A 26,943-nucleotide genomic window follows, 5' to 3' on the forward strand; every position below is an offset into this window, starting at 1 on the left:
CTTGCTTACTGCGGATACTCCAACAGCAGCGCGTTAAGACGCTCAGCCATCAGTTCGCCACGCCAGCCGGAAATCAGCTCAGGCAGGGATTGCTGCGGCTTTAATTTCCAGTGCCAGTTGAGCAACTGGTTGATCTGGCGACGTGAAGCCAGCAGCTCGACGCTGAGATTTTGCTCCGCACTGACTTCGGCAACCAGCGCCTTAATGGCTTTGAACGCCTTGCGGTAGCCTGGCATATCCATCAAATTCAGTAGCGGTTGCGGCAGCGACGCCTCCGGTAAAGCCTGCGCTTTCTCGACAAGGGAAATCAGCGTCTTGCCGTGGAAGCGAATTTCGCTGCCGGAAAGACCCAGGCTGTCCAGTTCGCCCAGACTACCCGGCATATAACGCGCCACCGCCCATAAGTGTTCTTCACGCACCACAAAGTTTACCGCCAGATCGCGCTCGCGCGCTTTACGCAGTCGCCAGTCGGCAAGCAGTTGCAGACAGGCCAACTGACGGGTGCGCAGTTGCCAGGCGTTGGTGATCTCACGCCAGGCATCCTCGGGTGCCAGAATCTCCTGGCGACGCTGCTGCATTAAGCGACATTCGTCCAGCGCGGCGGGCAGCCAGCCGCTGGCTTCGGTTTCAGCCATCAGCGTTGTGGTGATCGGTAACAAATACCAGACGTCAGCCGCCGCGTATTCACACTGACGCTCGGTCAGCGGCCTGGCCAGCCAGTCGGTACGGGATTCGCTTTTGTCCAGGGCTATGCCGGTAAACTCTTCCACCATCGCGGCAAACCCCCACGACAGCGGACGACCGCAAAAAGCGGCGAGGATTTGCGTGTCAATCAACGGCTGAGGGAGTTCACCAAAGGCATTGAGAAACACCTCCAGATCTTCACTACCGGCATGCAGAAACTTGGTTATCGCCGTATCACGTAAAATATCGCGTAGTGGTGACCAGTCAGTGATCCCCTGTGGGTCAATCAGAGCAACGTGTTTGCCATCAAACAGCTGAATCAGCCCCAACTGCGGGTAATAGGTACGTGTGCGAACAAATTCGGTATCCAGGGCTATCGCCGGAAATTCACGGACGGCTTCGCACAGCGTGGCCAACGCGTCGTCCGTAGTGATCATTTGATAATTCAAATCGTGCTCTCTTAGGTTTACGCCAAAAAAAACGCCGGATTACCCGGCGTTTTCTGCTGGCTGACTTAACGCTCAGCCTTTATTGTCCACTTTGGCGCGTGCTTCGTCACGTAATTCTCGTCGCAAAATCTTACCAACGTTAGATTTTGGCAACTCATCACGAAACTCCACCAGCTTCGGTACTTTATAGCCCGTCAGATGGCGACGACAAAAAGTAACCAACGCTTCTTCGGTTAACGAGGCATCCTTCTTCACCACGAAGATTTTCACCGCCTCACCGCTGCTGCCCGATGGAACGCCAACCGCAGCGACTTCCTGTACGCCAGAATGTTGCATCACCACGTCTTCAATTTCATTCGGATAAACGTTAAAGCCGGACACCAGGATCATATCTTTCTTACGATCGACAATCCGCAGGAAGCCTTCATCATCCATCACCGCAATATCGCCAGTGTGCAACCAGCCGTCTTTGACGATTTCATCGGTCGCATCCGGTCGCTGCCAGTAACCCAGCATCACCTGCGGACCTTTCACGCACAGTTCGCCCGGCTCTCCCGGCGGCACTTCGTTATCGTCGTCATCCACCAGCTTGACCTCGGTGGAAGGAACCGGTAAACCGATACTGCCACTGTGATAGTCGATATCGTGAGGGTTAACACTCACCAGCGGGGCGCACTCCGTCAGACCATAGCCTTCCAGCAGATACTGACCCGTCAGCTTCACCCAACGCTCGGCCACCGCCTGTTGAACCGGCATGCCGCCGCCTGCAGAAAGATGCAGTGAGGAGAAATCCAGTTGCTGGAACTCTTTGTTATTCAGCAGCGCGTTAAACAGCGTGTTAACGCCAGTCATCGCGGTGAAGGGGTATTTCGCCAGCTCTTTGACCAGTCCCGGAATATCGCGCGGATTCGTAATCAGCAGGTTTTGACCGCCCAGCTCAATAAACAGCAGGCAGTTCATTGTCAGCGCGAAAATGTGATACAGCGGTAAGGCCGTTACCACCAGCTCTTTACCCGGATGCAGCAACGGTCCGTAGGTGGCGTTAACCTGCTCAAGGTTAGCCAGCATGTTGCGGTGCGTGAGCATCGCGCCTTTCGCCACACCGGTTGTCCCGCCGGTATATTGCAGAAACGCCAGATCTTCCGACACCACTTCAGGCTTCACATACTGCATGCGATAACCGTTTTGCAGCGCACTGCGAAACGAGATGGCATCCGGCAGGTGATATTTTGGCACCAGGCGCTTAATGTACTTCACGACAAAGTTAACCAGCGTCCCTTTGGCGGTAGAAAGTTGATCGCCCATACGCGTCAGGATCACGTGTTGCACCGACGTTTTATCGACCACCTTCTCCAGCGTGTGAGCAAAGTTAGACACGATGACAATCGCCGACGCGCCGCTGTCATTGAGCTGGTGTTCCAGCTCGCGAGGCGTGTACAGGGGGTTCACGTTCACGACAATCATGCCAGCACGTAAAATCCCAAACAGGGCGACCGGATATTGCAGCAGGTTAGGCATCATCAGCGCGACGCGATCGCCCTTTTTCAGCCCGAGCCCTTGTTGCAAATAGGCCGCAAACGCCCGGCTGCGCTCTTCAAGCTTGCGGAAAGTCATCACCTCCCCCATGTTTACAAACGCGGGCTGATCGGCATAGCGCCTTACTGAGTGTTCAAAGAGTTCCACCAGGGATTGATAACGGTCAGGATTGATCTCCGCAGGAACACCAGCGGGATAACGGTTAAGCCAAACCTTTTTCAATACATCACCTCTAAAATGCATATTCGTCGTCATCACAACCCCAGGCAATAAACAAACTGTTAACATAATATTAACTCAGCGTACCAGTTTGTTTATTACACAACGACAAGGTTGCGAAGCACGTCACTATTTATTTTTCTTATATCCACATTAATGCAGAAACAGCGGACGAGCCGCTGTTTCTTTTACTAATAAAACAAAGAGTTACTCAGTTACTATGGTCTGAACCTGTGCCGGACCGGGATTGTACCATCCCCATCCGCCGTAGCCACCGTAAGGCCAGCCACGCGCGCCGTAGAACCAGGGGTCGATCGGCTGAGGCGGCATAACAATCTGCTGAGTAATATGCCAGCGTTTATAACCGGTTACCTGCATCAGCATGAATTTATACGGCGTACTGCCAATTTTTCCGTCCACTGTTCCGCTAATCGGACCGACGACGGTAACCAGTTGACCACGAAAATCCACCGGGTCGAGAAAGCCGTTTACATCGGCAAAAATTCGTCCGCGAGAGGCTTCGCCCAGCACGGGGCGCGCCCCGCTATCGAGAGGAACCGTGGCAATTTCCAGACGGGATTTCCCCTGCTGGTTCTGAATATCCACCACTTTGCCGCCGAAACGCGCTTCCTGTCCGACATAAAGCTGCGGCGCATTCATCACCCGCACCAGATCCTGCTGTGGCGTAGGGCTTGAGCCTTTAATCGCATCCGGGATGGTAACGCAGCCGCTTAGCATTAACGCCAATACGCCCGCCAACACACCTTTCACTACCTGCTTTTGCACCGCCATATTGCGACTCCCTCTTCTTAGCGCCTGCCCCGGAAAATTCACCGATGCGGGTCACTGACGACTGCGCGAATTAACCGGGGATGTACTACTAAGATTCATTCTTTACCGGGAAGTTTCTTCCACGCCACGGTGTTACGTAAATAAACCGGTTCAGCATGTTCAACCGCCACGGTCTTACCGGCAGCCAGCAATTGCGTGGCGACAGGCAGCATGTCTTCAGCCGCCGGCAGCAGAACAGCGCCATCGCTCAGCGTCAGGCCGCTGTCTTTACTCAGTTCAGGCCAGGCAGGCCAGCCCGTTCCGACAGTGACCCATTCGCCAGACAGTTGCAGCAAGCGTTCATGTACTTGTTCAGGCGTTAACACGGCTTCGGTTTCTTCACCGCGCCAGATGCCATTTTCATCACGCTGGTATTCGGCCCAGTAAACCTCGCCCATTCGCGCATCAATCGCCGCCAGCACGCGGGTGGCGCCAGACTTACGCCAGGCCCCCTGCGCCATGGTCGCCAGGGTAGAGACGCCGATCATCGGTAAATTCGCGCCTAACGCCAACCCCTGAGCAATGCCAATCCCGATACGTACGCCGGTGAAACTGCCTGGGCCGCGACCAAACGCCAGGGCGTCGATATCGGATAAGGCTAATTCGCCAGCGGCCAGGATCTCCTGGACCATCGGTAAAATTCGTTGGGTATGTTCTCGTGGGCAAAGCTCGAAATGAGCTTTGATAGTACCGTCATTCCACAGGGCAACAGAGCACGCCTCTGTGGCGGTATCGATAGCCAGAATTCGCATGGGTGTTTGTGATCAGATCAATAAATTTGGCGCGCATCTTACCACACTCCGTAACAAATTACTCAGTCGATGGTATGGCAAGAAAACGGACAGCACGCGCAATGTCACGCGTGCGCGGCGCAGGCGGAAGACTCGCCAGGAAGGTAGCGCCGTAGGGTCGCATCACCAGGCGGTTGTCGCAAATGACCAGCACGCCGCGATCGTCTGCGTCACGAATCAGTCGTCCTACCCCCTGTTTCAGGGTGATTACCGCATCCGGGAGTTGAACCTCGTCGAAGGGATCGCCGCCGCGCAGGCGACAGTCTTCCATCCGGGCTTTTAACAGCGGGTCATCCGGCGAAGTGAACGGCAATTTATCGATAATGACCAGCGACAGTGTATCGCCACGCACGTCTACCCCTTCCCAGAAGCTGCTGGTAGCAACCAGTAACGCATTACCTGCGCTGACAAACTGCTGTAACAGTTGCCCTTTACTGGTTTCGCCCTGCAACAGGACCGGCAGCGTCATGGTGGCGCGGAATTGTTCTGCCAGATCGCGCATCATCGCGTGTGAGGTACACAGCATAAAGCAGCGACCGTTGTTTGCTTCAATAATGGGACGCAGCATTGACGCTAACTGGCGCGCGGCTCCCGGCTGGTTGGTTTGCGGGAGATTACGCGGCACGCAGAGCAGCGCCTGACGCGTGTAATCAAAAGGACTCGGCAACAGCATCGACTCGGCGTCATCTATGCCCAGCCGCGCGGTGAAATGATGAAGGTCATCGTTTACCGACAGCGTCGCGGAGGTAAAAATCCAACAGCCCGGCTTTTGTTCCATCACTTCTTTGAATTTATCCGCCACGGTGAGCGGCGTTAGCGCAAGAGTGAAATGGCGGGAGGTGCATTCATACCAATAGCTGAAGCCTGGCTGGTTAATCTCTTTCAGGCGCTTCAAACGGGCGCGATAAAGCGTGGCACGCTCAAACGCAGCATCCAACAACGCCGAACGTCCAAGAGACAGTTTCGCCACGTCGTAACACAGCTCCAGTGTGTCATCGAGCAACAAAAACGCGCGCTGCACACGCTGGTCAGCCAGCAGTTCGCGCAGATTGCCGCGATAGCCCGGCTCGCCAAGTTGCAGGCGGAAGTCCTGCGCGCTTTGCGCCAGGCGATCGGCGCACTTCTGCAACTGCTGAGTGTCTTTCAGCTCGGTGCGATAGGCAATGGTGATGTCTTTCGCCAGGTCTAACAACTGACGACTGGAGAGCGATTGGCCAAAGTACTGGCTGGCGATATCCGGTAACTGATGCGCTTCATCGAAGATCATCACTTCAGCTTCGGGGATCAGTTCGCCAAACCCGCTCTCTTTCACCACCATATCAGCGAGAAACAGATGGTGGTTGACCACAACCACATCTGCCTCCATCGCTTTTTTACGCGCTTTAACGACAAAACACTCTTTGTACAGCGGGCAGTCGCTGCCCAGACAATTGTCGTTGGTGCTGGTGACCAGCGGCCAGGCCTGAGAATCTTCCGCCACGCTGACGCAGGTACTGATGTCGCCATCAAGCGTTTGATTTGACCAGGAGCGCAGCAGAATGACGTCGCTTAAGGTTTGTACCGGCAGGTCGCCGCCCGCCAGCGCCTGCTGTTCAAGGCGTTCCAGACACAGATAGTTGGAGCGCCCTTTCAGCAGCGCCAGTTTGCCGGTGAATTCCAGCGCCTTTGCGACGGTCGGGAGATCGCGGCTATAAAGCTGATCCTGCAATGCTTTCGAACCGGTAGAGACGATGACCTTTTTACCCGCACGCAACGCAGGTGCCAGATAAGCGTAGGTTTTACCCGTTCCGGTTCCGGCTTCTACAACAAGCGGCTGTGATTTTTCAATGGCATGGCTAACGGCGAAGGCCATCTGCCGCTGTGGTTCACGCGGTTTAAAACCCGGTATCGCTTTAGCCAACTGACCGTCTGCTGCAAAATCGTCCGTCACACTGCCCCCTGTTCATTTGAACAGGGATTATGTCAGGCCAGCGGGTCTTTCGCCAGTTGAAGAGGTGACGTAGGCACAACATTATGGCAGTCTTGGCGCAACCTGAAGCCATTATGAAAAACGTAAATGAGGAATGATTTATGACAATTGTGCGCATTGATGCCGAAGCGCGTTGGTCCGACGTGGTTATCCATAACAACACGTTGTATTACACCGGTGTACCGGAAAACCTGGATGCAGACGCCTTTGAACAAACGGCGAATACGCTGGCGCAAATTGACGCAGTTCTGGAAAAACAGGGCAGCAACAAGTCACGTATTCTTGATGCCACCCTTTTTCTGGCAGATAAAAGTGACTTTGCCGCGATGAACAAAGCCTGGGACGCGTGGGTCGTCGCCGGTCACGCGCCGGTACGTTGTACGGTCCAGGCCGGGTTGATGAACCCGAAATACAAAGTAGAGATCAAGATTATCGCTGCGGTGTAAGCGACGTTACTCGTCTTCATCTTCGAAACGCGCCACGATCCGCTCACCGGTATGGCTGGCGCGTAACTCTTCAGCAACCAGAGCAATCGCTTGTCCGCTGCTCATCCCTTGCGACATCAGTTCCTGAATACGCTCGACTGCTTTTTGCTGCTGCTCATGACTGAGTGAAGGTAAACCTGCAAACATTGTTAACTCCTGCTAAATTGTCTGCGCTAATTATTTCATGCTACCGGGCGGTTAGCCAGTAGAGTAGCAACGAGTCAGGACAGATGAAGACGTTATCTCCCGCAGTAATCACATTACCCTGGCGTCAGGACGCCGCTGAACGCTATTTTTCGACCTTAAGCCATCTCCCCTGGGCGATGCTGTTGCATTCGGGTCATGCTGACCATCCACATAACCGTTTTGATATTCTGGTGGCGGATCCCGTCGCCACGCTGGTTACGCGCGCAGAAGAAACCGTTGTCTATGACGGACACGCAACTGTACGCACGCTTGATGACCCAATGACGGTATTACATTCAGCGCTCAGCGCACGGGGGATTCACCCGAGCTATCACCCCAATCTGCCGTTTCAGGGCGGCGCGTTAGGTCTGTTTGGCTACGATCTTGGCAGAAGATTTGAATTGCTGCCCACGATTGCCACGCGCGATATTGCCCTGCCGGATATGGCCGTCGGCATTTACGACTGGGCGCTGATTGTCGATCATCAGCTGCAGACCGTATCCCTGCTCAGCCATACCGATGTCGAAGCGCGGCTGCAATGGCTCAACGCGCAACAATCATCAAAACGTGAGCCATTTACATTAACCTCGGCGTGGCAGTCCAATATGAGCCGTGCCCAGTACGGCGAAAAATTTCGCCAGGTCCAGAGTTATCTGCACAGCGGCGACTGTTATCAGGTCAATCTTGCTCAACGTTTTCAGGCGCATTATCAGGGCGATGAGTGGCAGGCATTTGTACGACTCAATCACGCTAATCGTGCGCCGTTTAGCGCGTTCATTCGTCTTGAGGAAGGCGCAATCCTCAGCCTTTCACCCGAACGGTTTATTCTGTTGGAAAACCAGCACATCCAGACGCGTCCTATTAAAGGGACGTTGCCAAGACGTGAAGAGGCTGATGCCGATCGTGAGCAGGCCCAACTGCTGGCGAACTCACCGAAGGATCGTGCGGAAAACCTGATGATCGTCGATTTAATGCGCAATGACATCGGTCGCGTTGCCGTGCCGGGTTCGGTACAGGTTCCGGAGCTGTTTGTAGTCGAGCCGTTCCCTGCCGTTCATCATTTAGTCAGCACCATTACCGCACGTTTGCCGGAATCTTTGCACGCTACCGACCTGCTGCGCGCCGCCTTCCCCGGCGGCTCCATTACCGGCGCGCCGAAAGTGCGGGCGATGGAAATTATAGATGAGCTGGAGCCGCACCGACGTAATGCCTGGTGTGGCAGCATTGGTTACCTGAGCTTTTGCGGCAATATGGACACCAGCATCACCATTCGCACACTGACGACGACGGGCGGACAGATTTACTGTTCAGCCGGTGGTGGCATTGTGGCGGACAGTCAGGAAGACGCGGAGTATCAGGAAACATTTGATAAAGTGAATCGTATTTTGCACCAACTGGAGAACTGACACGTGGACTACAGCAGCCTGACGCTTGATGATTTTTTATCGCGCTTCCAACTCCTGCGCCCGCAGGTCAACCATGCCGCGTTAAACCAGCGCCAGGCAGCCGTGCTGATCCCCGTCGTCCGCCGACCACAGCCGGGGCTGCTGCTAACCCAGCGATCCGTTCATCTACGCAAACATGCCGGCCAGGTCGCCTTTCCCGGCGGCGCGGTGGACAGCACCGATGCCTCGTTGATCGCCGCAGCCCTTCGCGAGGCGCATGAAGAAGTCGCCATTCCGCCGTCATGCGTTGAGGTGATCGGCGTCCTGCCGCCGGTCGACAGCGTCACCGGTTTTCAGGTTACCCCGGTCGTCGGCATTATCCCGCCTAATCTGCCGTATCGCGCCAGTGAAGATGAGGTTTCCGCGGTGTTTGAAATGCCGCTGGCGCAGGCGTTACATTTGGGGCGTTACCATCCGCTCGATATTTATCGTCGCGGTGATTCTCATCGCGTGTGGCTTTCGTGGTATGAGCAATATTTCGTCTGGGGAATGACCGCCGGGATAATTCGTGAGCTGGCTCTGCAAATTGGCGTCAAGCCCTGACTATACTTATCTTTACGCACGCCATAGACAACTTGAAACTCAAGTCACAACATTAGTAAAACCGCGGTGATCTATTAGTTTAATTCATGTGAATAGTTAAGCCGATCGCCGCGTTCCCTCTTACACTATGCGCAGTTATAACATCGTTACTGGAAAGCCCAGTCGCCCTGTAGGAGTATTATCGTGATTAGTCTATTCGACATGTTTAAGGTGGGGATTGGTCCCTCATCTTCCCATACCGTAGGGCCTATGAAGGCGGGTAAACAGTTCGTCGATGACCTGGTCGAAAAAGGATTACTGGACAGCGTTACTCGTGTTGCCGTCGACGTGTATGGTTCACTGTCGCTCACGGGTAAAGGTCACCACACCGATATCGCCATTATTATGGGTCTGGCAGGCAACGAGCCTGCTACCGTAAACATTGACAGCATTCCCGGATTTATCCGCGATGTAGAAGCGCGTGGACGCCTGCTGCTTGCACAGGGTCAGCACGAAGTGGATTTCCCGCAGAATGATGGAATGCGTTTTCATAACGGCAACCTGCCGCTGCATGAAAACGGTATGCAGATCCATGCGTATAATGGCGAAACCGTCATTTACAGCAAAACGTACTACTCAATCGGCGGTGGATTCATCGTTGATGAAGAACATTTTGGTCAGGATACCGCCAATGAGGTCAGCGTACCTTATCCGTTCAAATCCGCCACTGAAATGCTGGAATACTGCAACAGCACCGGCCTGTCCCTCTCTGGCATGGTGATGCAGAACGAACTTGCTCTGCACAGCAAAAAAGAGATTGAAGAGTACTTTGGCAACGTCTGGCAAACCATGCAGGCCTGTATCGATCGTGGGATGAACACCGAAGGCGTTCTGCCTGGGCCGCTGCGCGTTCCGCGTCGCGCCTCTGCCCTGCGTCGTATGTTGGTCTCCAGCGACAAGCTCTCCAACGATCCGATGAACGTGATCGACTGGGTGAACATGTTTGCGCTGGCCGTTAACGAAGAAAACGCCGCGGGTGGTCGCGTTGTCACAGCGCCAACTAACGGTGCCTGCGGTATCGTGCCTGCGGTCCTGGCCTATTACGATCATTTCATTGAGTCCGTCAGCCCGGATATCTACACCCGCTATTTCCTGGCGGCCGGTGCAATTGGCGCACTGTACAAAATGAATGCATCTATCTCCGGTGCTGAAGTCGGCTGTCAGGGTGAAGTTGGCGTGGCTTGTTCTATGGCGGCTGCCGGTCTGGCTGAGCTACTGGGTGCAAGTCCTGAACAGGTGTGTGTTGCGGCAGAAATCGGTATGGAGCATAACCTCGGTTTAACCTGTGACCCGGTTGCCGGTCAGGTTCAGGTTCCGTGCATCGAACGTAACGCCATTGCTTCCGTGAAAGCTATCAATGCCGCACGTATGGCAATGCGCCGTACCAGTGCGCCACGCGTTTCACTGGATAAAGTCATTGAGACCATGTACGAAACGGGTAAAGACATGAACGCCAAATACCGCGAAACGTCACGTGGTGGTCTGGCAATCAAAGTTCAGTGTGACTAATACTTAATTTTCGCCCATCTGCGACGGATGGGCGAATTTATCTCCCCTTCCTCGTCTACTGTAATTTTCCCCACTACACTTGCTCTGTTGCTTTTGGCTTTTGTGACCAACGGCTTATCGGGCGGCCCGCATGCATACAGCACAACGGATCATTAAAAACTATCGCCGGAATCGCTTATTTGTTTGCACCCTATGTGCCCTGGTAACGCTTATCCTCACGTTAACGGTCCGATTTATTTCGGAGCGTAATTTAAATCATCGAAATACCGTAACCTTTGCCAACCACGCGGTTGAAGAGTTGGATCACGTGCTTTTGCCCCTTCAGGCCGGACGAGATGTGCTGTTGCCGTTGATTGGTCTCCCCTGTTCAGTCGCGCGTTTACCGTTGAGCAAGCATGCTGCCAGGCTGCAAACGGTACGCTCTGTCAACCTGGTTAAAGATGGGATTCTGTATTGCTCCAGCATTTTTGGTTATCGCAATGAGCCTGTTCGTCAACTGGAGCCTGAATTACCAAGCCAGGAGTCGCTACTGCTGTTATCAACCGACCATTCGATAATTAAAGACAGTCCGATTCTGACACAATGGTATCCATCCTCTGCCGATGGTGAAGATGGCGTGCTGGAAATCGTCAACATTGAGTTATTATCATCCATGTTGCTTGAGCCACAACTGCCGCAGATCACCCATGCCAGCTTAAGTGTCGGCAATCGCCATCTGCTCTACGGACAAGGTGTTGTCGATACGCTACCTGAACTAAAGAATGAAAAACGCTACCAGCTCTCATCACAGCATTTCCCGTTTACTATCAGCGTTACCGGTCCGGGCGCCAGTGAACTGGCGATTAAACATCTGCCAACACAACTGCCGCTGGCGGTGATCCTCAGTCTGTTAGTGGGGTACCTGGCGTGGCTGGCAACCGCCAACAGAATGAGTTTCTCCTGGGAGATAAATCTGGCCCTTGCCGCCCGGGAATTCGAGCTGTTCTGCCAGCCGCTGCTCAATGCGCAAACGCAGCAATGCATGGGGGTGGAAATCCTGTTACGCTGGAATAATCCGCGTCAGGGTTGGATCTCTCCCGAAGTGTTTATTCCCATCGCCGAGGAGCACAACCTGATCGTGCCCCTGACGCGTCACGTCATCGCAGAAACCATTCAGCAACGACACGTCTTCCCCATGAGCAGTCAGTTTCATATCGGGATCAATGTCGCCGCCAGCCATTTTCGCCACGGCACGCTGTTAAAAGATCTCAACCAGTATTGGTTTAGCCAGCATCCCATTCAGCAGTTAGTCATCGAACTTACCGAACGTGATGCGTTACTGGATGTGGATTATCGGGTTGTACGCGAGCTAAATCGCCTTGGCGTAAAACTGGCGATTGACGATTTTGGCACTGGCAACAGCTCGCTCTCCTGGCTGGAAAAACTCCGCCCGGATGTACTGAAAATTGATAAATCATTTACTTCTGCGATCGGTACCGATGCCGTGAACTCAACCGTTACAGACATCATCATCGCGCTGGGAAAAAGACTGAATATCGAACTGGTGGCGGAAGGGGTTGAAACGCAGGCGCAGGCACAGCATTTGCGCCGGCACGGTGTACATTTATTGCAAGGTTTTCTGTATGCGAAGCCAATGCCGCTACGCGATTTTCCAAAATGGCTGGCGGGCAGCACGCCGCCGCCCACCCGGCATAACGGGCGACATAGTATGCCCGTTATGCCGTTTCGCTAAACCCGATTACTCGTCTTCGTCGTGAGCAGGTTGTTCTTTAACAATGCGAACTAAATCCACACGATAGTCATTCGCTTCGACAATCGTAATACTCAGCGGCGCAACCTCGATAACATCGCCGACGCGCGGAATATGACCGTTAGCCGCGATGACTAAACCTGCCACCGTCGCGATATCTTCGTCTTCATCCACCAGCGTATCCACGTCCAGCGCCTGCTGCAATGCATGCAGGTCGGTTCCGCCTTTCACCAACCAACCGCCTGCATCAGCAATAATTTCAGGCGTTTCATCGGCATCGGGGAACTCACCGGCGATAGCTTCTAATACGTCCAGCGGTGTAACCAGCCCCTGCACGACACCAAATTCGTTAGTGACGATCACGAAACTACCGCGGGCACGACGCAGAACGCCCAACAGATTGATCGGGTCCAGCGTTTCCGGCACCACGATAGCCGGAGAGGCTGAGGCAATCGCCGCCACATCCACACCCTCTTCCAGCGCCACCAGCAGTTCTTTGGCACGGACGATACCGATAATTTCGTCCAGTTCACCGCGACATACCGGGAACAGGCTGTGCGGTGACGAAAGCAATTGCTCGCGAATTTCCGCTACGCTCAGGTCCGCATCAACCCAGCTAATCTCGCCACGAGGCGTCATAATGCCACGTAATGAACGCGAGGCCAGGGAGAGTACGCCGTTGATCATATAGCGTTCTTCTTCCACGAATGCGCCTTCCGGAACGGGCACAGGTACCGGATTGTCGGATTCCATCTGCGCGCTGGCCTGACGTTTACCGCCCATCAGACGCAGGATTGCATCCGCAGTCCGCGCACGCAGCGGCAGGGTCGACTGGTGGCGAATAAAGTTACGACGGGCAATCTGGTTAAACAACTCGATGATGATCGAGAAGCCAATCGCCGCATACAGATAACCTTTCGGAATGTGGAAGCCAAACCCTTCGGCAACCAGACTCAGACCAATCATCAACAGGAAGCTCAGACACAGCACCACCACCGTCGGATGCTGGTTCACAAATCGCGTCAACGGCTTGGAAGCCAGCAGCATCACGGCCATAGCTATCACGACCGCCGCCATCATGACCGGCAGATGGTTGACCATACCGACCGCAGTAATCACCGCATCCAGCGAGAACACCGCATCAAGGATGACAATCTGCGTCACCACAACCCAAAAGCTCGCATAGCCTTTCGTCTGCCCGGTATCATGTTCACGGTTTTCCAGCCGCTCATGCAGCTCTGTCGTTGCCTTGAACAAGAGGAAGATACCGCCCAGCAGCATTATCAGATCGCGTCCCGAGAACGCATAGTCCATTACCGTAAACAGCGGCTTTGTCAGCGTTACCATCCACGAAATCACGGACAACAAGCCCAGACGCATAATCAGTGCCAGTGATAAACCGATTAAACGCGCTTTATCTCGCTGTTTCGGCGGCAGCTTATCAGCCAGGATCGCAATGAAGACCAGGTTATCAATACCCAGAACAATTTCGAGAACGACAAGCGTGAGCAAACCCACCCAAATCTGCGGGTCCATTAATAATTCCATGACAAGCTCCTGCTTAAGGAATGACCAAACTGCGCGCTGAGGATCTCAGGCGTTAAAGCATTATGCAGAGAAAATTTGTGGCAAAAAGTGCCAATCTGACAGGCGCAAAGCGGCCTGAGGGTGAAATGACGTCGGTGACGATCCATATGGTGGGCTACTGCCCTATACTCCTGAGTAATTAAACAGATGCTAAACATAACAGAGACAACCGGTTTTTAGCAAAGATTTACCTTCCTTTGCAATAAGTTGTTTCGGAGATATTTTACCCTTCGAAATTTCTTTTCATCGGAAGTTAAATTACGGATCTTCATCACATAAAATATTTTTTTCGATATCTAAAATAATTCACGAAAATCATAGGTTTTTCTTTGTAACCCTTATCTGAATCGATTCGATTGCGGACGACGATTCAAATACATCTTTACGCTGATGTGTTAACGATAATAAAGGAGGTAGCAAGTGACCATTGCTATTGTAATAGGCACACATGGTTGGGCTGCAGAGCAGTTACTTAAGACAGCAGAGATGCTGTTAGGCGAGCAGGAAAACGTCGGCTGGATCGATTTCGTTCCAGGCGAAAATGCCGAAACGCTGATCGAAAAATACAACGCTCAGTTGGCAAAACTCGATACCAGTAAAGGCGTGCTGTTTCTCGTTGACACATGGGGAGGCAGCCCGTTTAACGCTGCGAGCCGCATTGTCGTCGATAAAGAGCATTACGAAGTTATCGCCGGTGTGAACATTCCCATGCTGGTTGAAACCTTCATGGCGCGTGATGACAACCCGAGCTTTGATGAATTAGTGGCACTGGCCGTTGAAACCGGTAGCGAAGGCGTGAAAGCGTTGAAAGCGAAACCGGTGGAAAAAGCCGCTCCTGCCCCCGTTGCGGCACCAAAAGCAGCAGCACCGGCGAAACCGATGGGCCCGAACGATTATATGCAGATCGGTCTGGCGCGTATCGATGACCGTTTAATTCATGGTCAGGTAGCCACTCGCTGGACCAAAGAAACCAACGTAACGCGCATTATCGTCGTCAGCGATGAAGTTGCCGCCGATACCGTGCGTAAAACGCTGCTGACTCAGGTAGCACCTCCGGGTGTGACGGCGCATGTGGTTGATGTCGCGAAAATGATCCGCGTCTACAACAACCCGAAATATGCAGGCGAGCGTGTGATGCTGTTGTTCACCAACCCGACCGATGTGGAACGTATCGTTGAAGGTGGTGTGAAAATTACCTCTGTAAACATTGGCGGTATGGCTTTCCGTCAGGGTAAAACACAGGTAAACAACGCAATTTCTGTTGATGAAAAAGACATCGAAGCCTTCAAAAAACTCAACGAACGCGGTATTGAGCTCGAAGCGCGTAAAGTTTCGACCGATCAGAAACTGAAAATGATGGATTTGATTGCCAAGGCGAAATAATTCCCTGGCATTTACTTAGTTTTCACACTTAAGTCTGTATAGCAATAGGAGAAGTACAATGGAGATTACCACTCTTCAGATTGTGCTGGTGTTCATCGTCGCATGTATCGCGGGTATGGAGTCGGTACTCGATGAATTTCAGTTCCACCGTCCGTTGGTGGCCTGTACGCTTATTGGCGCCGTTCTCGGGGATATGAAAACCGGTATTATCATCGGTGGTACCCTGGAAATGATCGCCCTGGGCTGGATGAACATCGGTGCTGCGGTTGCACCAGATGCCGCACTGGCGTCAATTATCTCTACCGTTCTGGTTATCGCGGGTCACCAAAGCATTGGTGCCGGTATCGCGCTGGCTATCCCGCTGGCAGCAGCAGGCCAGGTTCTGACCATCATCGTTCGTACTATCACCGTAGCATTCCAGCACGCAGCGGATAAGGCGGCCGAAAACGGCAACCTGACGGCGCTCTCCTGGCTGCACGTGTCCTCACTGTTCCTGCAGGCTATGCGTATCGCTATCCCGGCGGTAATCGTGGCGATTTCTGTAGGTACCAGTGAAGTTCAGAGCATGCTCAACGCCATTCCGGAAGTCGTCACCGGCGGCCTGAACATCGCAGGCGGTATGATCGTAGTGGTTGGTTATGCGATGGTCATCAATATGATGCGCGCGGGCTACCTGATGCCGTTCTTCTACCTCGGCTTCGTCACCGCGGCATTTACTAACTTCAACCTGGTTGCTCTGGGTGTGATTGGCGCAGTGATGGCAATCCTCTACATTCAGCTGAGCCCGAAATATAACCGCGTCGCCGGTGCGCCAGTTCAGGCAGCTGGTAACAACGATCTTGATAACGAACTGGACTAGCAGGTGAGCGAAATGGTTGATATGACTAAAACTACCACCGAGAAAAAACTCACTCCGAGTGACATTCGTGGCGTGTTCATTCGTTCTAACCTGTTTCAGGGTTCATGGAACTTCGAACGTATGCAGGCGCTGGGTTTTTGTTTCTCCATGGTACCGGCTATCCGCCGTTTGTACCCGGAAAACAACGACGCACGTAAGCAGGCTATTAAGCGTCACCTGGAATTCTTTAACACCCATCCGTACGTAGCCGCACCTGTGCTGGGCGTTACGCTGGCGATGGAAGAGCAGCGTGCCAACGGCGCAGAGATTGACGATGGTGCTATCAACGGTATCAAAGTTGGTCTGATGGGACCGCTGGCAGGCGTCGGCGACCCAATCTTCTGGGGTACCGTACGTCCGGTATTTGCTGCGCTTGGCGCTGGTATCGCGATGAGCGGCAGCCTGCTTGGACCACTGTTGTTCTTCATCCTGTTTAACCTGGTGCGTCTGGCAACCCGTTACTACGGTGTGGCATACGGCTACCGTAAAGGGGTCGATATCGTTAAAGATATGGGCGGCGGCTTCCTGCAGAAACTGACTGAGGGGGCGTCAATCCTCGGCCTGTTTGTCATGGGGGCATTGGTTAACAAGTGGACGCACGTGAATATCCCGTTGGTGGTCTCCACTATCACCGGTCAGGATGGTCAGACTCGCGTCACCACCGTGCAGACTATCCTTGACCAGCTGATGCCGGGCCTGGTTCCCCTGCTGCTGACTTTCGCTTGTATGTGGCTGCTGCGTAAGAAAGTGAACCCGCTGTGGATTATCGTTGGCTTCTTCATCATCGGTATCGCGGGCTACGCTGTCGGCCTGCTTGGCCTGTAAGACTGTTGTACACCACCGGGGGCTTGCCCCCGGTTTTTCTATTTAGAGGATTGAGGATTCATGACTATCACGGACCTGGTGCTGGTTCTTTTTATCTTTTCGCTGCTGGCGTATGCCATTTACGATCAGTTCATCATGCCCCGCCGTAATGGCCTTACTCTGCTGACGGTCGCCCTGCTTCCTCGCAGCCGTGTTGACAGTGTTATCTTCATTGGCCTGGTAGCTATTCTTATTTACAACAACGTCACCAGCCACGGGGCGCAATTCACCACGTGGTTATTATGCGCACTGATATTGATGGGGTTGTATCTGTTCTGGATCCGTACGCCGAAAATCATCTTCAAGCAAAAAGGGTTTTTCTTTGCCAACGTCTGGATTGAATATAACCGCATTAAAGAGATGAATTTATCAGAGGACGGCGTGCTGGTGATGCAATTAGAACAGCGGAGATTGCTGGTTCGCGTACGAAATATAGACGATCTTGAAAAAATATATAAGCTTCTCATTTCAAATCAGTGAATTAGAAAGATAGCCTGAACTATGTTTTTTATATATTTTTGAAAACAAAACATAGCTAAGGCTATATTACAACGTCCGTAATGTTATTTATTTTAACGTTCTGTTTATAAATAAATCTAAATGAAAATCGTTTTCAATTAGAAGTCAAATATTATTTCCCTGTTTCTTGTTTTATATTCTCAATATATGTTAAGGTTGCGCCCGTCGTTGGGGAGTAGCCGATTTCCAGACTCCGGAAATGTACGTGTCAACATACTCGTTGAAAAACGTGGCGCGTACGGACTGAACATACAGCTTCAGTCAGGCGAGACCATAGGCACATCAACTGCAATGCATACCTGAATGGCACGATATATTTCGTGATTTTAATCTGTGTGCATGGTTACTGGGGGCAGTGATGTGTTTTATGGATACCCCGGTCAGGACGCTGTTATGAATCTCACCGCTACTGTACTTCTCGCTTTCGGCATGTCGATGGATGCTTTCGCTGCATCAATTGGCAAAGGCGCCACCCTGCATAAACCCAAATTTTCTGAAGCTCTGCGCACCGGTCTCATTTTCGGCGCAGTTGAAACCCTGACGCCGCTGATTGGCTGGGGAATGGGCATGCTGGCAAGCAAATTCGTGCTGGAGTGGAACCACTGGATCGCTTTCATTCTGCTGATTTTCTTAGGTGGGCGAATGATAATCGAAGGTTTTCGCGACAACGGTGATGAAGATGAAGAACCGCCGCGCCGCCACGGATTCTGGCTGCTGGTCACCACCGCTATAGCCACCAGTCTCGACGCGATGGCCGTCGGGGTGGGTCTGGCGTTCCTGCAGGTTAACATCATTGCGACTGCGCTGGCCATCGGCTGCGCCACGTTGATGATGTCCACGCTCGGCATGATGATCGGTCGTTTTATTGGTCCGATGCTGGGCAAACGAGCTGAAATCCTGGGCGGGGTGGTACTGATTGGTATCGGCGCCCAGATCCTCTGGGCACACTTCCACGGTTAATTCAGGCGCTGCCAGATGTGAATACTAAAATCTGTCTGGCAGTCAAACGTCGTTTTTCCTGCCAGCGTTTCCCACACTTCCGGTTTTGCCCGCCAGGCGAACGGCGTCATTTGCAGTAATGCAACGGCTTCGCTGCCCTGGAGCTGCATCTGATAGCCCAGCGCAATACTTTGCTGCAGAATAAAACCGTCCAGTTGTTCGGTATGTGGCGCATGCAAACGCACCTCATCATAAATCAGCCCTTTCAGCTCCATTAAATGACGCGGCCCGGGCGTGGCGGTGATTACCCATCCGCCCGGTTTCACCACGCGAGCCAGCTCTTGCGCTTTACAAGGCGCGTAGATCCTGATGATGGCATCCATGGACGCATCGGCAAACGGCAGACGATGGCTGGAAGCCACGCAAAAGGTGACCTGCGGATAACGACGGGCTGCGGCCTTAATCGCCACTTTAGAAACGTCGAGGCCAACAGTCTTGCCGCCAGTCAGCGTATCGGCAAAGGCATGGGTGTAATACCCTTCTCCACAGCCGATATCCAGAATCGCCGCGTTCGCTGAACTCAGCGTCTGCGCAAGCACATTCACAATCGCGTCACGCAGCGGTTGATAGTGTCCGGCATCAAGAAACGCCCGCCGCGCCTGCATCATCTCAGCGCTGTCACCCGGATCGCGCGACCGCTTATGCTGAACCGGCAGTAAGTTGACATACCCTTCTTTCGCCACGTCAAACTGGTGCCGCTCAGGGCAAATAAAACTGTTTTTCGTTTGAGTAAGAGGCTGGTGGCAAAGAGGACAGGAAAACGACATGACAACTCCGGCAGGTGATTTGAGGGCGCAAGTGTAACGCGAATTGCGCCCCGGGAAAATAACTTACAGCGTCGGCGAGGATACGCTGTCGCCATGCATCACCAGCAGGTGATCGGAGTCGGCAGGCATACCGTCTGGTTTAACATTTTCCAGGCGTAAGACATCACCCATTATCTGGCTGAATACCGGCGCGGAGACGGCGCCCCCATAGTAAGCACCGTTTTGTGGATTATTAATAACCACGACTAAGGCGAATTTCGGGTCGCTCGCTGGCGCAACGCCTGCCGTATAAGCCACGTATTTATCAACATATTTACCATCATCGCCAATTTTTTTCGCCGTCCCGGTCTTCACCGCAACCCGATAATCCCTGACCGCGGCCTTGGTTCCCCCACCGCCGGGTAACGCGACGCTTTCCATCATATGTTCAACCTGATGAACCAGCGCCTCGGGCATCACCCGCGTCCCTATTACCGGCGGATCAATACGCGTGATAGAAAGGGGGCGATAGATGCCAAAACTACCGATGGTGGCATAGACATGCGCCAACTGGAGCGGCGTCACCATGAGCCCATAACCGAATGCAAAGGTGGCGCGATCCAAATCGCTCCAGTAGCGGCGTTGAGGCATTAAACCACTGCTTTCGCCGGTTAATCCCAACCCGGTTGGGTCGCCAAAGCCAAAACGTTTATAGGTATCCAGCAATTTCTGCACCGGCATAGCTAACGACAAGTGCGAAACGCCCGTGTCGCTCGATTTCTGCAAAATGCCGGTCAGCGACAGCTCCGGGTAAAATCCGACATCGCGAATACGATGCCCGTCGACATTAAAAGGATGGGTATCAATGACGCTGTCCGGTTGCACAATCCCCTGCTGGAGCGCGGTCATGATCACCAGCGGCTTAACGGTTGAACCGGGTTCAAAGGTGTCGCTAATGGCACGGTTACGAAAATCATCCAGTACCGCGCCGTCTCGATTGTTGGGGTTAAAGTCGGGGAAGCTTGCCATGGAGAGAATTTCGCCGGTGTCAATATTAACCAGTACCGCGGCCCCGGATTCCGCTTTATTCCATGTAACGGCATTGTCCAGCGCGTCTTCAGTGACCGTCTGCAAACGCTCATCAATACTGAGTTGTAACTCATGTGCAGGCACCGGCATCACTTCGGTGATATTTTCGATGACATGACCAAATTTGTCTTTACGGACCAGGCGGGAGCCGGGTTTGCCCATCAACTGGCTATTGAAGCTTTTCTCCAGGCCTTCAATACCCTGGCCATCAATATTGGTGAAACCAATGAGATTAGCCGCAACATGTCCGGCGGGATAAAAGCGGCGTGATTCTTCACGCAGATTGATCCCCGGAAGATTAAGGTTATCGATCCATTCAGCCTGCTGAGGAGAGATCTGGCGCGCCAGATAAATAAAGCGTCCCGCAGGATTACTGTTAACACGCTCAGCCAGAGAACTGAGCGAAATGTTCAGCGTCTTTGCTAACGCCTGCCAACGTTCGTTGTAGCCCACGCCTCCCTTGCTGATAATGGTTTTAGGGTCTGCCCAGACGGCATTCACCGGGACACTTACCGCCAGCGGTCGCCCTTCTCTGTCGGTAATCATTCCGCGTGGCGAGGCAATGGTAACCTCGCGTAACGAACGCATATCTTCCTGTTTTACCAAAGTTGTCGGCGTGACAATTTGTAGCCACGCCACGCGCCCCAGCAGCAATCCCAGGCTTAATAATATCGCCACACAAAGCAGGGCAAAACGTACGGGAGTAAAATTGCGCGCATCTATGTCGTTTTTCTTTTTCACCTGGACTCCCGCATGATAGTTTTTCAGGTGTCTGATTTAACGAGAAATGCCGCGAGAATGCGGGGAAAACTATGCTACGAACATCACGCCTTTGCAACAAAGCGCTAATGGATGGGCTTTCAGAAATATTTTGACGTAATTTGAATTAAAAAGCCCCGCATAAGCGAGGCTTTATATCTGAGATGGTTGCGCAAGAGCGCATCAAATCAGTGGTGTCGATCAGATAGCTGTTACGTTTACAGCAGCCGGACCTTTCTGGCCGTCCTGAATTTCGAACTCAACGTTCTGGCCTTCAGCCAGAGTTTTGAAGCCGTTACCCTGGATAGCGGAGAAGTGTACGAACACATCTTTGCTGCCATCAGCCGGAGTAATGAAGCCAAAACCTTTAGACTCGTTGAACCACTTAACTTGACCTTTAATCTTTGCCATTTGCAAAATTCCTTAGAGTATTTTCTTCGCCCGCGGGCATAACATAGATAAAACTGAGACATTACTGCTTGAGGCACTAATATAAGGTTCGGCAGAGAAGCGGTATTCAACGTCAACGTGTTTACTCAGGACTTCTTTACTGAAAATGCCACACATAAACAGAACTGTACCTCGTTTAACCCAAAACGTGTTATCACATACAACGTAAATAATGGCAAGCCATTTTTAAACGTGTCTCGATCGGTCGCACAAATCCTGTTGTTCATCAAACAACCACTGCACAGTTATGCGCCAGACCGAGCAGAGTTATATTCTCACCTCTCTCCCCTTGCCCCGTCAGGCTTGCACCGTCACAGGGACATTTCTACCATAGCTCAATAGCTTCGGTTGTTCCAGGTTATCTGTCACAGGGGCTGGTGGATATCATTTTTTATGCTTAGTAATGCATAAAATGTCACAAGCGTAAAAATGAGATCCGCCTTCTGGTTTTGCACTAAAATAATGAAAGAATGATGACAATGCACAAAAAAGTAAGAGAAACGTTTCGCTGTGAATAAGACGATCGCTATCACAAAAATGACATAATCATATTTTTAACGTATGGGAAAATATATTAGATCAGACCGCACATAAGATATTAATTGGATAGAGTATCTGAAAATACTCAGGTAACAGGCGACGCCGAACGCTAATTACGCGGCGAGAGCAGAAGAAAATGATCTGACATGTTGACGACAGGATGAGGTATCTGCGAACCGCATCAGCAGACCTTCACCCTGCCATACTGTTTTTAGCGCTCAGCTACCAGGCGGATGATGTCGTCATCTTCATCCTTCGCAGCAACCGCTGCAGGTTCTGCCGTTTTTTCTGGTTCGTTAGCTTCACAAAGGCGACGGAGCAATGCGTTCTGTCTTTTTTGCTGGTCTAACAATGCTTCAAGCAGTTCTATCTGCTCGTTAGTACGCGAACTTGCCCGATTGACGAAAAACCACAACACAAGCCCAACAACCAAAACCACCACCGATACCGCTAAAGACGCAAAACTTAACGCGCCAGAATTCAAAACTTCGTTCATTTCACCACCTCAATGTAGACAGCGTAGTTTACCACTGCCGCACAAGAAGGTAATCAACTGTTGTAAAAATGCGCTTACCAGGGAATAAATTTATTGATGGCACAAATACCGCTGAAAAATTGTACGTCCTGATCGCACATGATGTTAAACACCTGCGCCCACATCAATATGCATACCAGCACGATAACAATCAGTACCACCCAGCGTATTTTTTTCACTCCAGCTCCACTCTTCAACTCTACATCTTATGACTATAAATTATCATGCGTTACCTAAACCCAGCGTTAACTGTAACGGCATTCCATCTTTTTAGGAATGATTGACTTGTTTCATCCCGTGTACAGACTAATCTACTAATAACGAGAAAAGATAAGAGGTTGTAATGCGTCTGATTATCCGCGCTATTGTGTTGTTAGCTCTGGTTTGGATCGGTTTATTACTCAGCGGCTATGGCATTTTGATTGGGAGTAAAGAGAATGCGGCCGGTCTGGGTCTGCAATGCCAATATCTGACCGCTCGCGGGACCAGCACCGCACAATATGTCCACTCAAACAGCGGCCTTATTGGCCTTTCAGATTGCCCTGTATTGCGGAAAAGTACTGTCGTTATCGATAACGGTTAAGATAGAAGCAATACATTCTCAATGCTATTTGCGCAAAACAGCGTTAATTTTATTCATTAAAAAACCCCAGGTACGCAATACCTGGGGTTTTACACTTAGCGCTATTGCTGCGGATTAGAACGGATAGTCGTTATAGCCCATTTGTTCAGAAATCTTACGCGCTGCCGTATGCAGCATCGCCACATATTCGTGTAAACGCTCTTCGGAAAAGCGCAGCGTCGGGAATGAGATACTCAAGCCCGCAATCACCACGCCAAAACGGTCAAACACTGGAACACCGATGCAGCGCAGGCCTTCTTCCTGCTCTTCGTTATCTTCGCCGTATCCCTGTTCACGTACTTTATCTAACAATACCAGCAATTCATCAGTATTCGTGATAGTACGGTCGGTGCTGCGTTTATACTCGATGCCGTCAAGAATTTCCTTCACTTCATCGCGGTCACGCCATGCCAGAAGAACTTTACCGATAGCCGTGCTGTACAATGGGTTACGACGACCGACGCGGGAATACATACGCAGATTGTACATGGAGTCGATTTTATGAATGTAGACGATGCTGTCTTCATCCAGCGCACCAAGGTGTACGGTCTCTTTGGTCAAACGTGAAAGTTCACGCATCTGGATGTCAGCACTACGGATCAGATCAACGTTTTGTAACGCGCGCGCACCCAGTTCGAATAATTTCAGGGTCAGGGAGTATTTCTCTGACTCCCCTTCTTGTGCCACATAACCCAGCGTTTTCATGGTCTGCAAAAAGCGATAAACGGTGCTTTTCGACATCATGACGCGTTGCGACAGCTCGGTAATACCAATTTCGCGCTCTTCACCCAGCGCCTGCAGGATGCCAAAAACTTTCAGCACGGAAGATACAGAATCAGGTTGTTTATCCAGATCTGCGATTGCCATTTATCACCTCATTACGAGTGTTTTATAAAAATCAGAACCGGTTTTTATTATAATTTCACGGACCTGCCCTCGCAATCGCTCTTTGCTTACTTAGTTACAAATCTGCGACCTAACGCCTGTATATCAATGCTAAGATTATTATTCTCATCATAATTCCCGATAAAATGACCCCTTATGGAAAAAATTCAGGCTGATGGCCTGCCATTGCCCCAGCGATATGGTGCAATTTTAACCATTGTTATTGGCATCTCTATGGCAGTACTCGACGGAGCAATAGCTAACGTGGCACTTCCGACGATTGCTACCGACCTTCAGGCGTCACCCGCCAGTTCAATCTGGATCGTTAACGCCTATCAAATCGCCATTGTCGTTTCACTGCTGTCACTCTCATTTTTGGGTGATATGTTTGGTTATCGACGCATTTATAAATGTGGTCTCGTCGTATTCCTGCTTGCCTCGCTGTTCTGTGCTTTATCAGACTCGCTACAAATGTTAACTCTGGCCCGCGTGGCTCAGGGGTTTGGCGGCGCGGCGCTGATGAGTGTAAATACAGCATTAATTAGACTTATTTATCCCCAGCGTCAGCTTGGTCGGGGGATGGGAATTAACTCCTTCATCGTGGCGGTATCCTCAGCGGCAGGCCCCACCATTGCCGCGGCGATCCTCTCTATCTCGTCATGGAAATGGCTGTTTCTGATTAACGTCCCGCTGGGAATAATTGCCCTGCTGCTGGCTATGCGCTTTTTGCCACCTAATTCGTCCCGCAGCAATAAACCACGCTTTGACCTGCCAAGTGCGGTAATGAATGCCTTAACGTTTGGCTTGTTAATTACCGCGCTCAGTGGATTTGCGCAAGGGCAGTCGCTAAAATTGATTGGCACCGAGCTTGTGGCGCTTATCGTGGTCGGTTTTTTCTTTATCCGCCGCCAGTTGGCGTTGCCGGTACCGTTATTACCGGTTGACCTGCTGCGCATTCCGCTGTTTTCACTCTCGATTTGCACGTCAATCTGTTCATTTAGCGCGCAAATGCTGGCGATGGTTTCTCTGCCCTTCTTTCTTCAAACCGTGCTCGGTCGTAGCGAAGTCGAAACGGGCCTGCTATTGACCCCATGGCCGCTGGCAACCATGGTGATGGCGCCGCTGGCCGGATATCTTATCGAACGCGTCCACGCGGGGCTATTGGGTGCACTGGGTATGGCCGTGATGGCAAGCGGATTATTTGCCCTGGTGTTACTTCCCTCTGCGCCCTCCGATATTAATATCATCTGGCCGATGATATTGTGCGGCGCGGGTTTTGGTCTATTTCAGTCACCGAATAACCACACCATCATCACCTCCGCACCGCGTGAACGCAGCGGCGGGGCGAGCGGGATGCTGGGGACTGCGCGCTTGTTAGGGCAAAGTACCGGCGCGGCACTGGTGGCGTTAATGCTCAATCAGTTTGGTGACAGCGGAACACATATGTCGCTGATAACTGCGGGTGTACTGGCAACGGCTGCCGCCATAGTGAGCGGCTTACGTATCACGCAGCCGCGCGTTCAGGCATAAAAAAAGCGCGTCTGACGACGCGCTTTTTCTTCCAGACTTCTTCGGGTTACTTCAGGTATTCCCCACTACGCAGCGCTTCAATACGCTTATCCAACGGCGGGTGAGTCATAAACAGCTCACTCAACGATTTAGATTTACCGTTGATGCAGAACGCCATCATGCTGGTTGCTTCCTGCGGTTCATAGCTGGTTTTCAGACGCTGCAACGCGGCGATCATCTTCTCACGGCCGACCAGTTTGGCAGAACCGGCATCCGCATGGAATTCACGGTGGCGTGAGAACCACATGGTAATAATGCTGGCCAGAATACCAAACACCAGTTCCAGCACCGTCGCCACCGCAAAGTAGATTAATGGGTTACCGTTGCTGCCCTCGCCCTCATCGCGGTTACCGCCCATAAATCCGGCGGCAATTTGCGCCAGAATACGGGAGATAAAGATAACGAAGGTGTTGACCACCCCCTGAATGAGGGTCATGGTCACCATATCGCCATTGGCAATGTGGCTGATCTCGTGCGCGATAACTGCTTCGGCTTCGTCCGGGCTCATGTTTTGCAACAGGCCAGTACTCACAGCCACCAGCGAAGCATCCCGGCGCGCACCGGTAGCAAACGCGTTAATATCTGGCGCATGGTAGATTGCAACCTGCGGCATAGCGATACCCGCCTGACGGGCCTGATTCGCTACCGTATTCATCAGCCAGCGTTCTCTTTCATTACGGGGCTGTTCGATCACTTCCCCGCCAACGGACTTTAACGCCATCCATTTGGACATCAGCAGCGAAATGAAGGAACCACCAAAACCAAACAGCAGTGCCATGATCAACAAGCCTTGAACGCTGCTTGACTGAATCCCTGTCAGGCTCAATACCAGCCCGAAAACGACCATCACAGCCAGGTTCGTCAGCAGGAAGAGCGCGATTCGCATCATAATTTTCTTTTAACCTCAATTTAACAAAACGCACTATGCGATTACCCATATCGTATGGGTCTTATGGCTATTTTCAAGCATCCATAGGTGCTAAGTCACCAGAAAGACACAACTTTACATTTTATCGTATCAGACTGACGTCTTCATGCGGTTGTTAAAAAAACAGGCACAAT

Annotated in this window: 28 protein-coding genes; 12 read left to right on the forward strand and 16 right to left on the reverse strand. The window is 52.0% G+C overall.

Annotation, left to right across the window (positions count from 1 at the left end):
- Nucleotides 1-5: 5 nt before the first annotated feature.
- The 5 genes from rnd to yoaA form a co-directional block, all read right to left on the reverse strand.
- On the reverse strand, nt 6-1,121 hold the full coding sequence (gene rnd, locus OGV69_RS16825) for a ribonuclease D (RefSeq protein ID WP_038641255.1): 1,116 nt from the start codon (nt 1,119-1,121) through the stop codon (nt 6-8).
- An 84-nt stretch (nt 1,122-1,205) separates the two neighbouring features.
- Nucleotides 1,206-2,891 (reverse strand): long-chain-fatty-acid--CoA ligase FadD, encoded by a 1,686-nt coding sequence (gene fadD / locus OGV69_RS16830; protein WP_123261005.1) that lies wholly within the window; start codon nt 2,889-2,891, stop codon nt 1,206-1,208.
- Between the two features lie 204 nt (nt 2,892-3,095).
- Nucleotides 3,096-3,680, reverse strand: a complete 585-nt coding sequence (locus OGV69_RS16835; protein ID WP_038641259.1) for a Slp family lipoprotein — start codon at nt 3,678-3,680, stop codon at nt 3,096-3,098.
- A 95-nt stretch (nt 3,681-3,775) separates the two neighbouring features.
- Nucleotides 3,776-4,471, reverse strand: a complete 696-nt coding sequence (gene tsaB, locus OGV69_RS16840; protein WP_227409083.1) for a tRNA (adenosine(37)-N6)-threonylcarbamoyltransferase complex dimerization subunit type 1 TsaB — start codon at nt 4,469-4,471, stop codon at nt 3,776-3,778.
- Nucleotides 4,472-4,529: 58 nt separating this feature from the next.
- Nucleotides 4,530-6,440 carry a DNA repair helicase YoaA gene (gene yoaA / locus OGV69_RS16845; RefSeq protein ID WP_038641263.1) on the reverse strand — a complete coding sequence of 637 codons (1,911 nt, stop codon included), beginning with the start codon at nt 6,438-6,440 and terminating at the stop codon, nt 4,530-4,532.
- A gap of 140 nt (nt 6,441-6,580) precedes the next feature.
- On the opposite strand from yoaA, the gene OGV69_RS16850 reads away from it, so the two are divergent.
- A complete protein-coding gene (locus tag OGV69_RS16850) occupies nt 6,581-6,925 on the forward strand; it encodes a RidA family protein (protein WP_042307863.1) in 345 nt (114 codons plus the stop codon).
- 6 nt (nt 6,926-6,931) lie between these two features.
- Here OGV69_RS16850 and OGV69_RS16855 read toward each other — a convergent pair whose 3' ends face one another.
- Nucleotides 6,932-7,111, reverse strand: a complete 180-nt coding sequence (locus OGV69_RS16855; RefSeq protein WP_003020986.1) for a YoaH family protein — start codon at nt 7,109-7,111, stop codon at nt 6,932-6,934.
- Between the two features lie 83 nt (nt 7,112-7,194).
- Between OGV69_RS16855 and pabB the strand changes: the two genes are divergently transcribed.
- From pabB to pdeD, 4 genes are all read left to right on the forward strand, one after another.
- Nucleotides 7,195-8,556, forward strand: a complete 1,362-nt coding sequence (pabB, locus tag OGV69_RS16860; RefSeq protein ID WP_038641267.1) for an aminodeoxychorismate synthase component 1 — start codon at nt 7,195-7,197, stop codon at nt 8,554-8,556.
- 3 nt (nt 8,557-8,559) lie between these two features.
- Nucleotides 8,560-9,138: a CoA pyrophosphatase gene (locus OGV69_RS16865; protein ID WP_069324692.1), complete on the forward strand. Its 579-nt coding sequence runs from the start codon at nt 8,560-8,562 to the stop codon at nt 9,136-9,138.
- A 183-nt stretch (nt 9,139-9,321) separates the two neighbouring features.
- The gene (gene sdaA, locus OGV69_RS16870) at nt 9,322-10,686 is read left to right on the forward strand and encodes an L-serine ammonia-lyase (protein WP_038641271.1); all 1,365 of its coding nucleotides are present in this window, start codon (nt 9,322-9,324) and stop codon (nt 10,684-10,686) included.
- A gap of 130 nt (nt 10,687-10,816) precedes the next feature.
- Nucleotides 10,817-12,418: a cyclic di-3',5'-guanosine monophosphate phosphodiesterase PdeD gene (pdeD, locus tag OGV69_RS16875; protein ID WP_069324693.1), complete on the forward strand. Its 1,602-nt coding sequence runs from the start codon at nt 10,817-10,819 to the stop codon at nt 12,416-12,418.
- 6 nt (nt 12,419-12,424) lie between these two features.
- Here pdeD and yoaE read toward each other — a convergent pair whose 3' ends face one another.
- Together yoaE and OGV69_RS25370 are read right to left on the reverse strand one after the other, a co-directional pair.
- Entirely contained in the window at nt 12,425-13,984 is a 1,560-nt protein-coding gene (gene yoaE / locus OGV69_RS16880) for a CNNM family cation transport protein YoaE (protein ID WP_038641275.1), read from the reverse strand.
- Complete coding sequence (locus tag OGV69_RS25370) at nt 13,972-14,181, reverse strand: protein YoaL (RefSeq protein ID WP_072014731.1); 210 nt, start codon at nt 14,179-14,181, stop codon at nt 13,972-13,974. The genes yoaE and OGV69_RS25370 overlap by 13 nt, the downstream gene beginning before the upstream one ends.
- A gap of 262 nt (nt 14,182-14,443) precedes the next feature.
- Between OGV69_RS25370 and manX the strand changes: the two genes are divergently transcribed.
- The 5 genes from manX to mntP all read left to right on the forward strand — a co-directional run bounded on the left by manX (nt 14,444) and on the right by mntP (nt 18,647).
- On the forward strand, nt 14,444-15,406 hold the full coding sequence (gene manX / locus OGV69_RS16885) for a PTS mannose transporter subunit IIAB (RefSeq protein ID WP_005122176.1): 963 nt from the start codon (nt 14,444-14,446) through the stop codon (nt 15,404-15,406).
- A 58-nt stretch (nt 15,407-15,464) separates the two neighbouring features.
- Nucleotides 15,465-16,265 carry a PTS mannose/fructose/sorbose transporter subunit IIC gene (locus OGV69_RS16890; protein WP_005122174.1) on the forward strand — a complete coding sequence of 267 codons (801 nt, stop codon included), beginning with the start codon at nt 15,465-15,467 and terminating at the stop codon, nt 16,263-16,265.
- A gap of 12 nt (nt 16,266-16,277) precedes the next feature.
- The gene (locus tag OGV69_RS16895) at nt 16,278-17,129 is read left to right on the forward strand and encodes a PTS mannose transporter subunit IID (RefSeq protein ID WP_006684184.1); all 852 of its coding nucleotides are present in this window, start codon (nt 16,278-16,280) and stop codon (nt 17,127-17,129) included.
- A 60-nt stretch (nt 17,130-17,189) separates the two neighbouring features.
- Nucleotides 17,190-17,648 (forward strand): DUF986 family protein, encoded by a 459-nt coding sequence (locus tag OGV69_RS16900; RefSeq protein WP_038641277.1) that lies wholly within the window; start codon nt 17,190-17,192, stop codon nt 17,646-17,648.
- 432 nt (nt 17,649-18,080) lie between these two features.
- Nucleotides 18,081-18,647: a manganese efflux pump MntP gene (gene mntP, locus OGV69_RS16905; RefSeq protein ID WP_038641279.1), complete on the forward strand. Its 567-nt coding sequence runs from the start codon at nt 18,081-18,083 to the stop codon at nt 18,645-18,647.
- Here the strand turns inward: mntP and rlmA are convergent.
- The 6 genes from rlmA to mgrB form a co-directional block, all read right to left on the reverse strand.
- Nucleotides 18,644-19,453, reverse strand: coding sequence for a 23S rRNA (guanine(745)-N(1))-methyltransferase (gene rlmA / locus OGV69_RS16910; RefSeq protein WP_069324694.1), 810 nt, complete (start codon nt 19,451-19,453; stop codon nt 18,644-18,646). The two genes, mntP and rlmA, sit on opposite strands and share 4 nt — an antisense overlap.
- A 63-nt stretch (nt 19,454-19,516) precedes the next feature.
- Nucleotides 19,517-21,262 (reverse strand): peptidoglycan DD-transpeptidase FtsI2/PBP3(PARA), encoded by a 1,746-nt coding sequence (gene ftsI2, locus OGV69_RS16915; RefSeq protein WP_038641283.1) that lies wholly within the window; start codon nt 21,260-21,262, stop codon nt 19,517-19,519.
- 219 nt (nt 21,263-21,481) lie between these two features.
- A complete protein-coding gene (gene cspE, locus OGV69_RS16920) occupies nt 21,482-21,691 on the reverse strand; it encodes a transcription antiterminator/RNA stability regulator CspE (RefSeq protein WP_001062678.1) in 210 nt (69 codons plus the stop codon).
- Nucleotides 21,692-21,703: 12 nt separating this feature from the next.
- Nucleotides 21,704-21,847, reverse strand: coding sequence for a DUF2627 domain-containing protein (locus OGV69_RS16925; protein ID WP_006684179.1), 144 nt, complete (start codon nt 21,845-21,847; stop codon nt 21,704-21,706).
- Between the two features lie 634 nt (nt 21,848-22,481).
- Complete coding sequence (locus OGV69_RS16930; protein WP_069324695.1) at nt 22,482-22,766, reverse strand: YebO family protein; 285 nt, start codon at nt 22,764-22,766, stop codon at nt 22,482-22,484.
- Nucleotides 22,767-22,840: 74 nt separating this feature from the next.
- On the reverse strand, nt 22,841-22,984 hold the full coding sequence (gene mgrB / locus OGV69_RS16935; protein WP_038641290.1) for a PhoP/PhoQ regulatory lipoprotein MgrB: 144 nt from the start codon (nt 22,982-22,984) through the stop codon (nt 22,841-22,843).
- Between the two features lie 164 nt (nt 22,985-23,148).
- Here mgrB and OGV69_RS16940 point away from each other — a divergent pair, with 164 nt between their 5' ends.
- Nucleotides 23,149-23,388 (forward strand): YobH family protein, encoded by a 240-nt coding sequence (locus OGV69_RS16940; protein WP_038641292.1) that lies wholly within the window; start codon nt 23,149-23,151, stop codon nt 23,386-23,388.
- Between the two features lie 114 nt (nt 23,389-23,502).
- Here the strand turns inward: OGV69_RS16940 and kdgR are convergent, their stop codons facing one another.
- Nucleotides 23,503-24,294, reverse strand: coding sequence for a DNA-binding transcriptional regulator KdgR (gene kdgR, locus OGV69_RS16945; protein ID WP_006684175.1), 792 nt, complete (start codon nt 24,292-24,294; stop codon nt 23,503-23,505).
- Nucleotides 24,295-24,468: 174 nt separating this feature from the next.
- On the opposite strand from kdgR, the gene OGV69_RS16950 reads away from it, so the two are divergent.
- Nucleotides 24,469-25,842 carry an MFS transporter gene (locus tag OGV69_RS16950; protein WP_038641296.1) on the forward strand — a complete coding sequence of 458 codons (1,374 nt, stop codon included), beginning with the start codon at nt 24,469-24,471 and terminating at the stop codon, nt 25,840-25,842.
- 46 nt (nt 25,843-25,888) lie between these two features.
- Here the strand turns inward: OGV69_RS16950 and htpX are convergent, their stop codons facing one another.
- Entirely contained in the window at nt 25,889-26,770 is an 882-nt protein-coding gene (gene htpX, locus OGV69_RS16955) for a protease HtpX (protein WP_003034964.1), read from the reverse strand.
- Between the last annotated feature and the right edge of the window lie 173 nt (nt 26,771-26,943).

Origin of the sequence: Citrobacter sp. Cc139 (genome assembly GCF_030334645.1) — a bacterium.
In the GTDB taxonomy this organism is placed as follows: domain Bacteria; phylum Pseudomonadota; class Gammaproteobacteria; order Enterobacterales; family Enterobacteriaceae; genus Citrobacter; species Citrobacter werkmanii.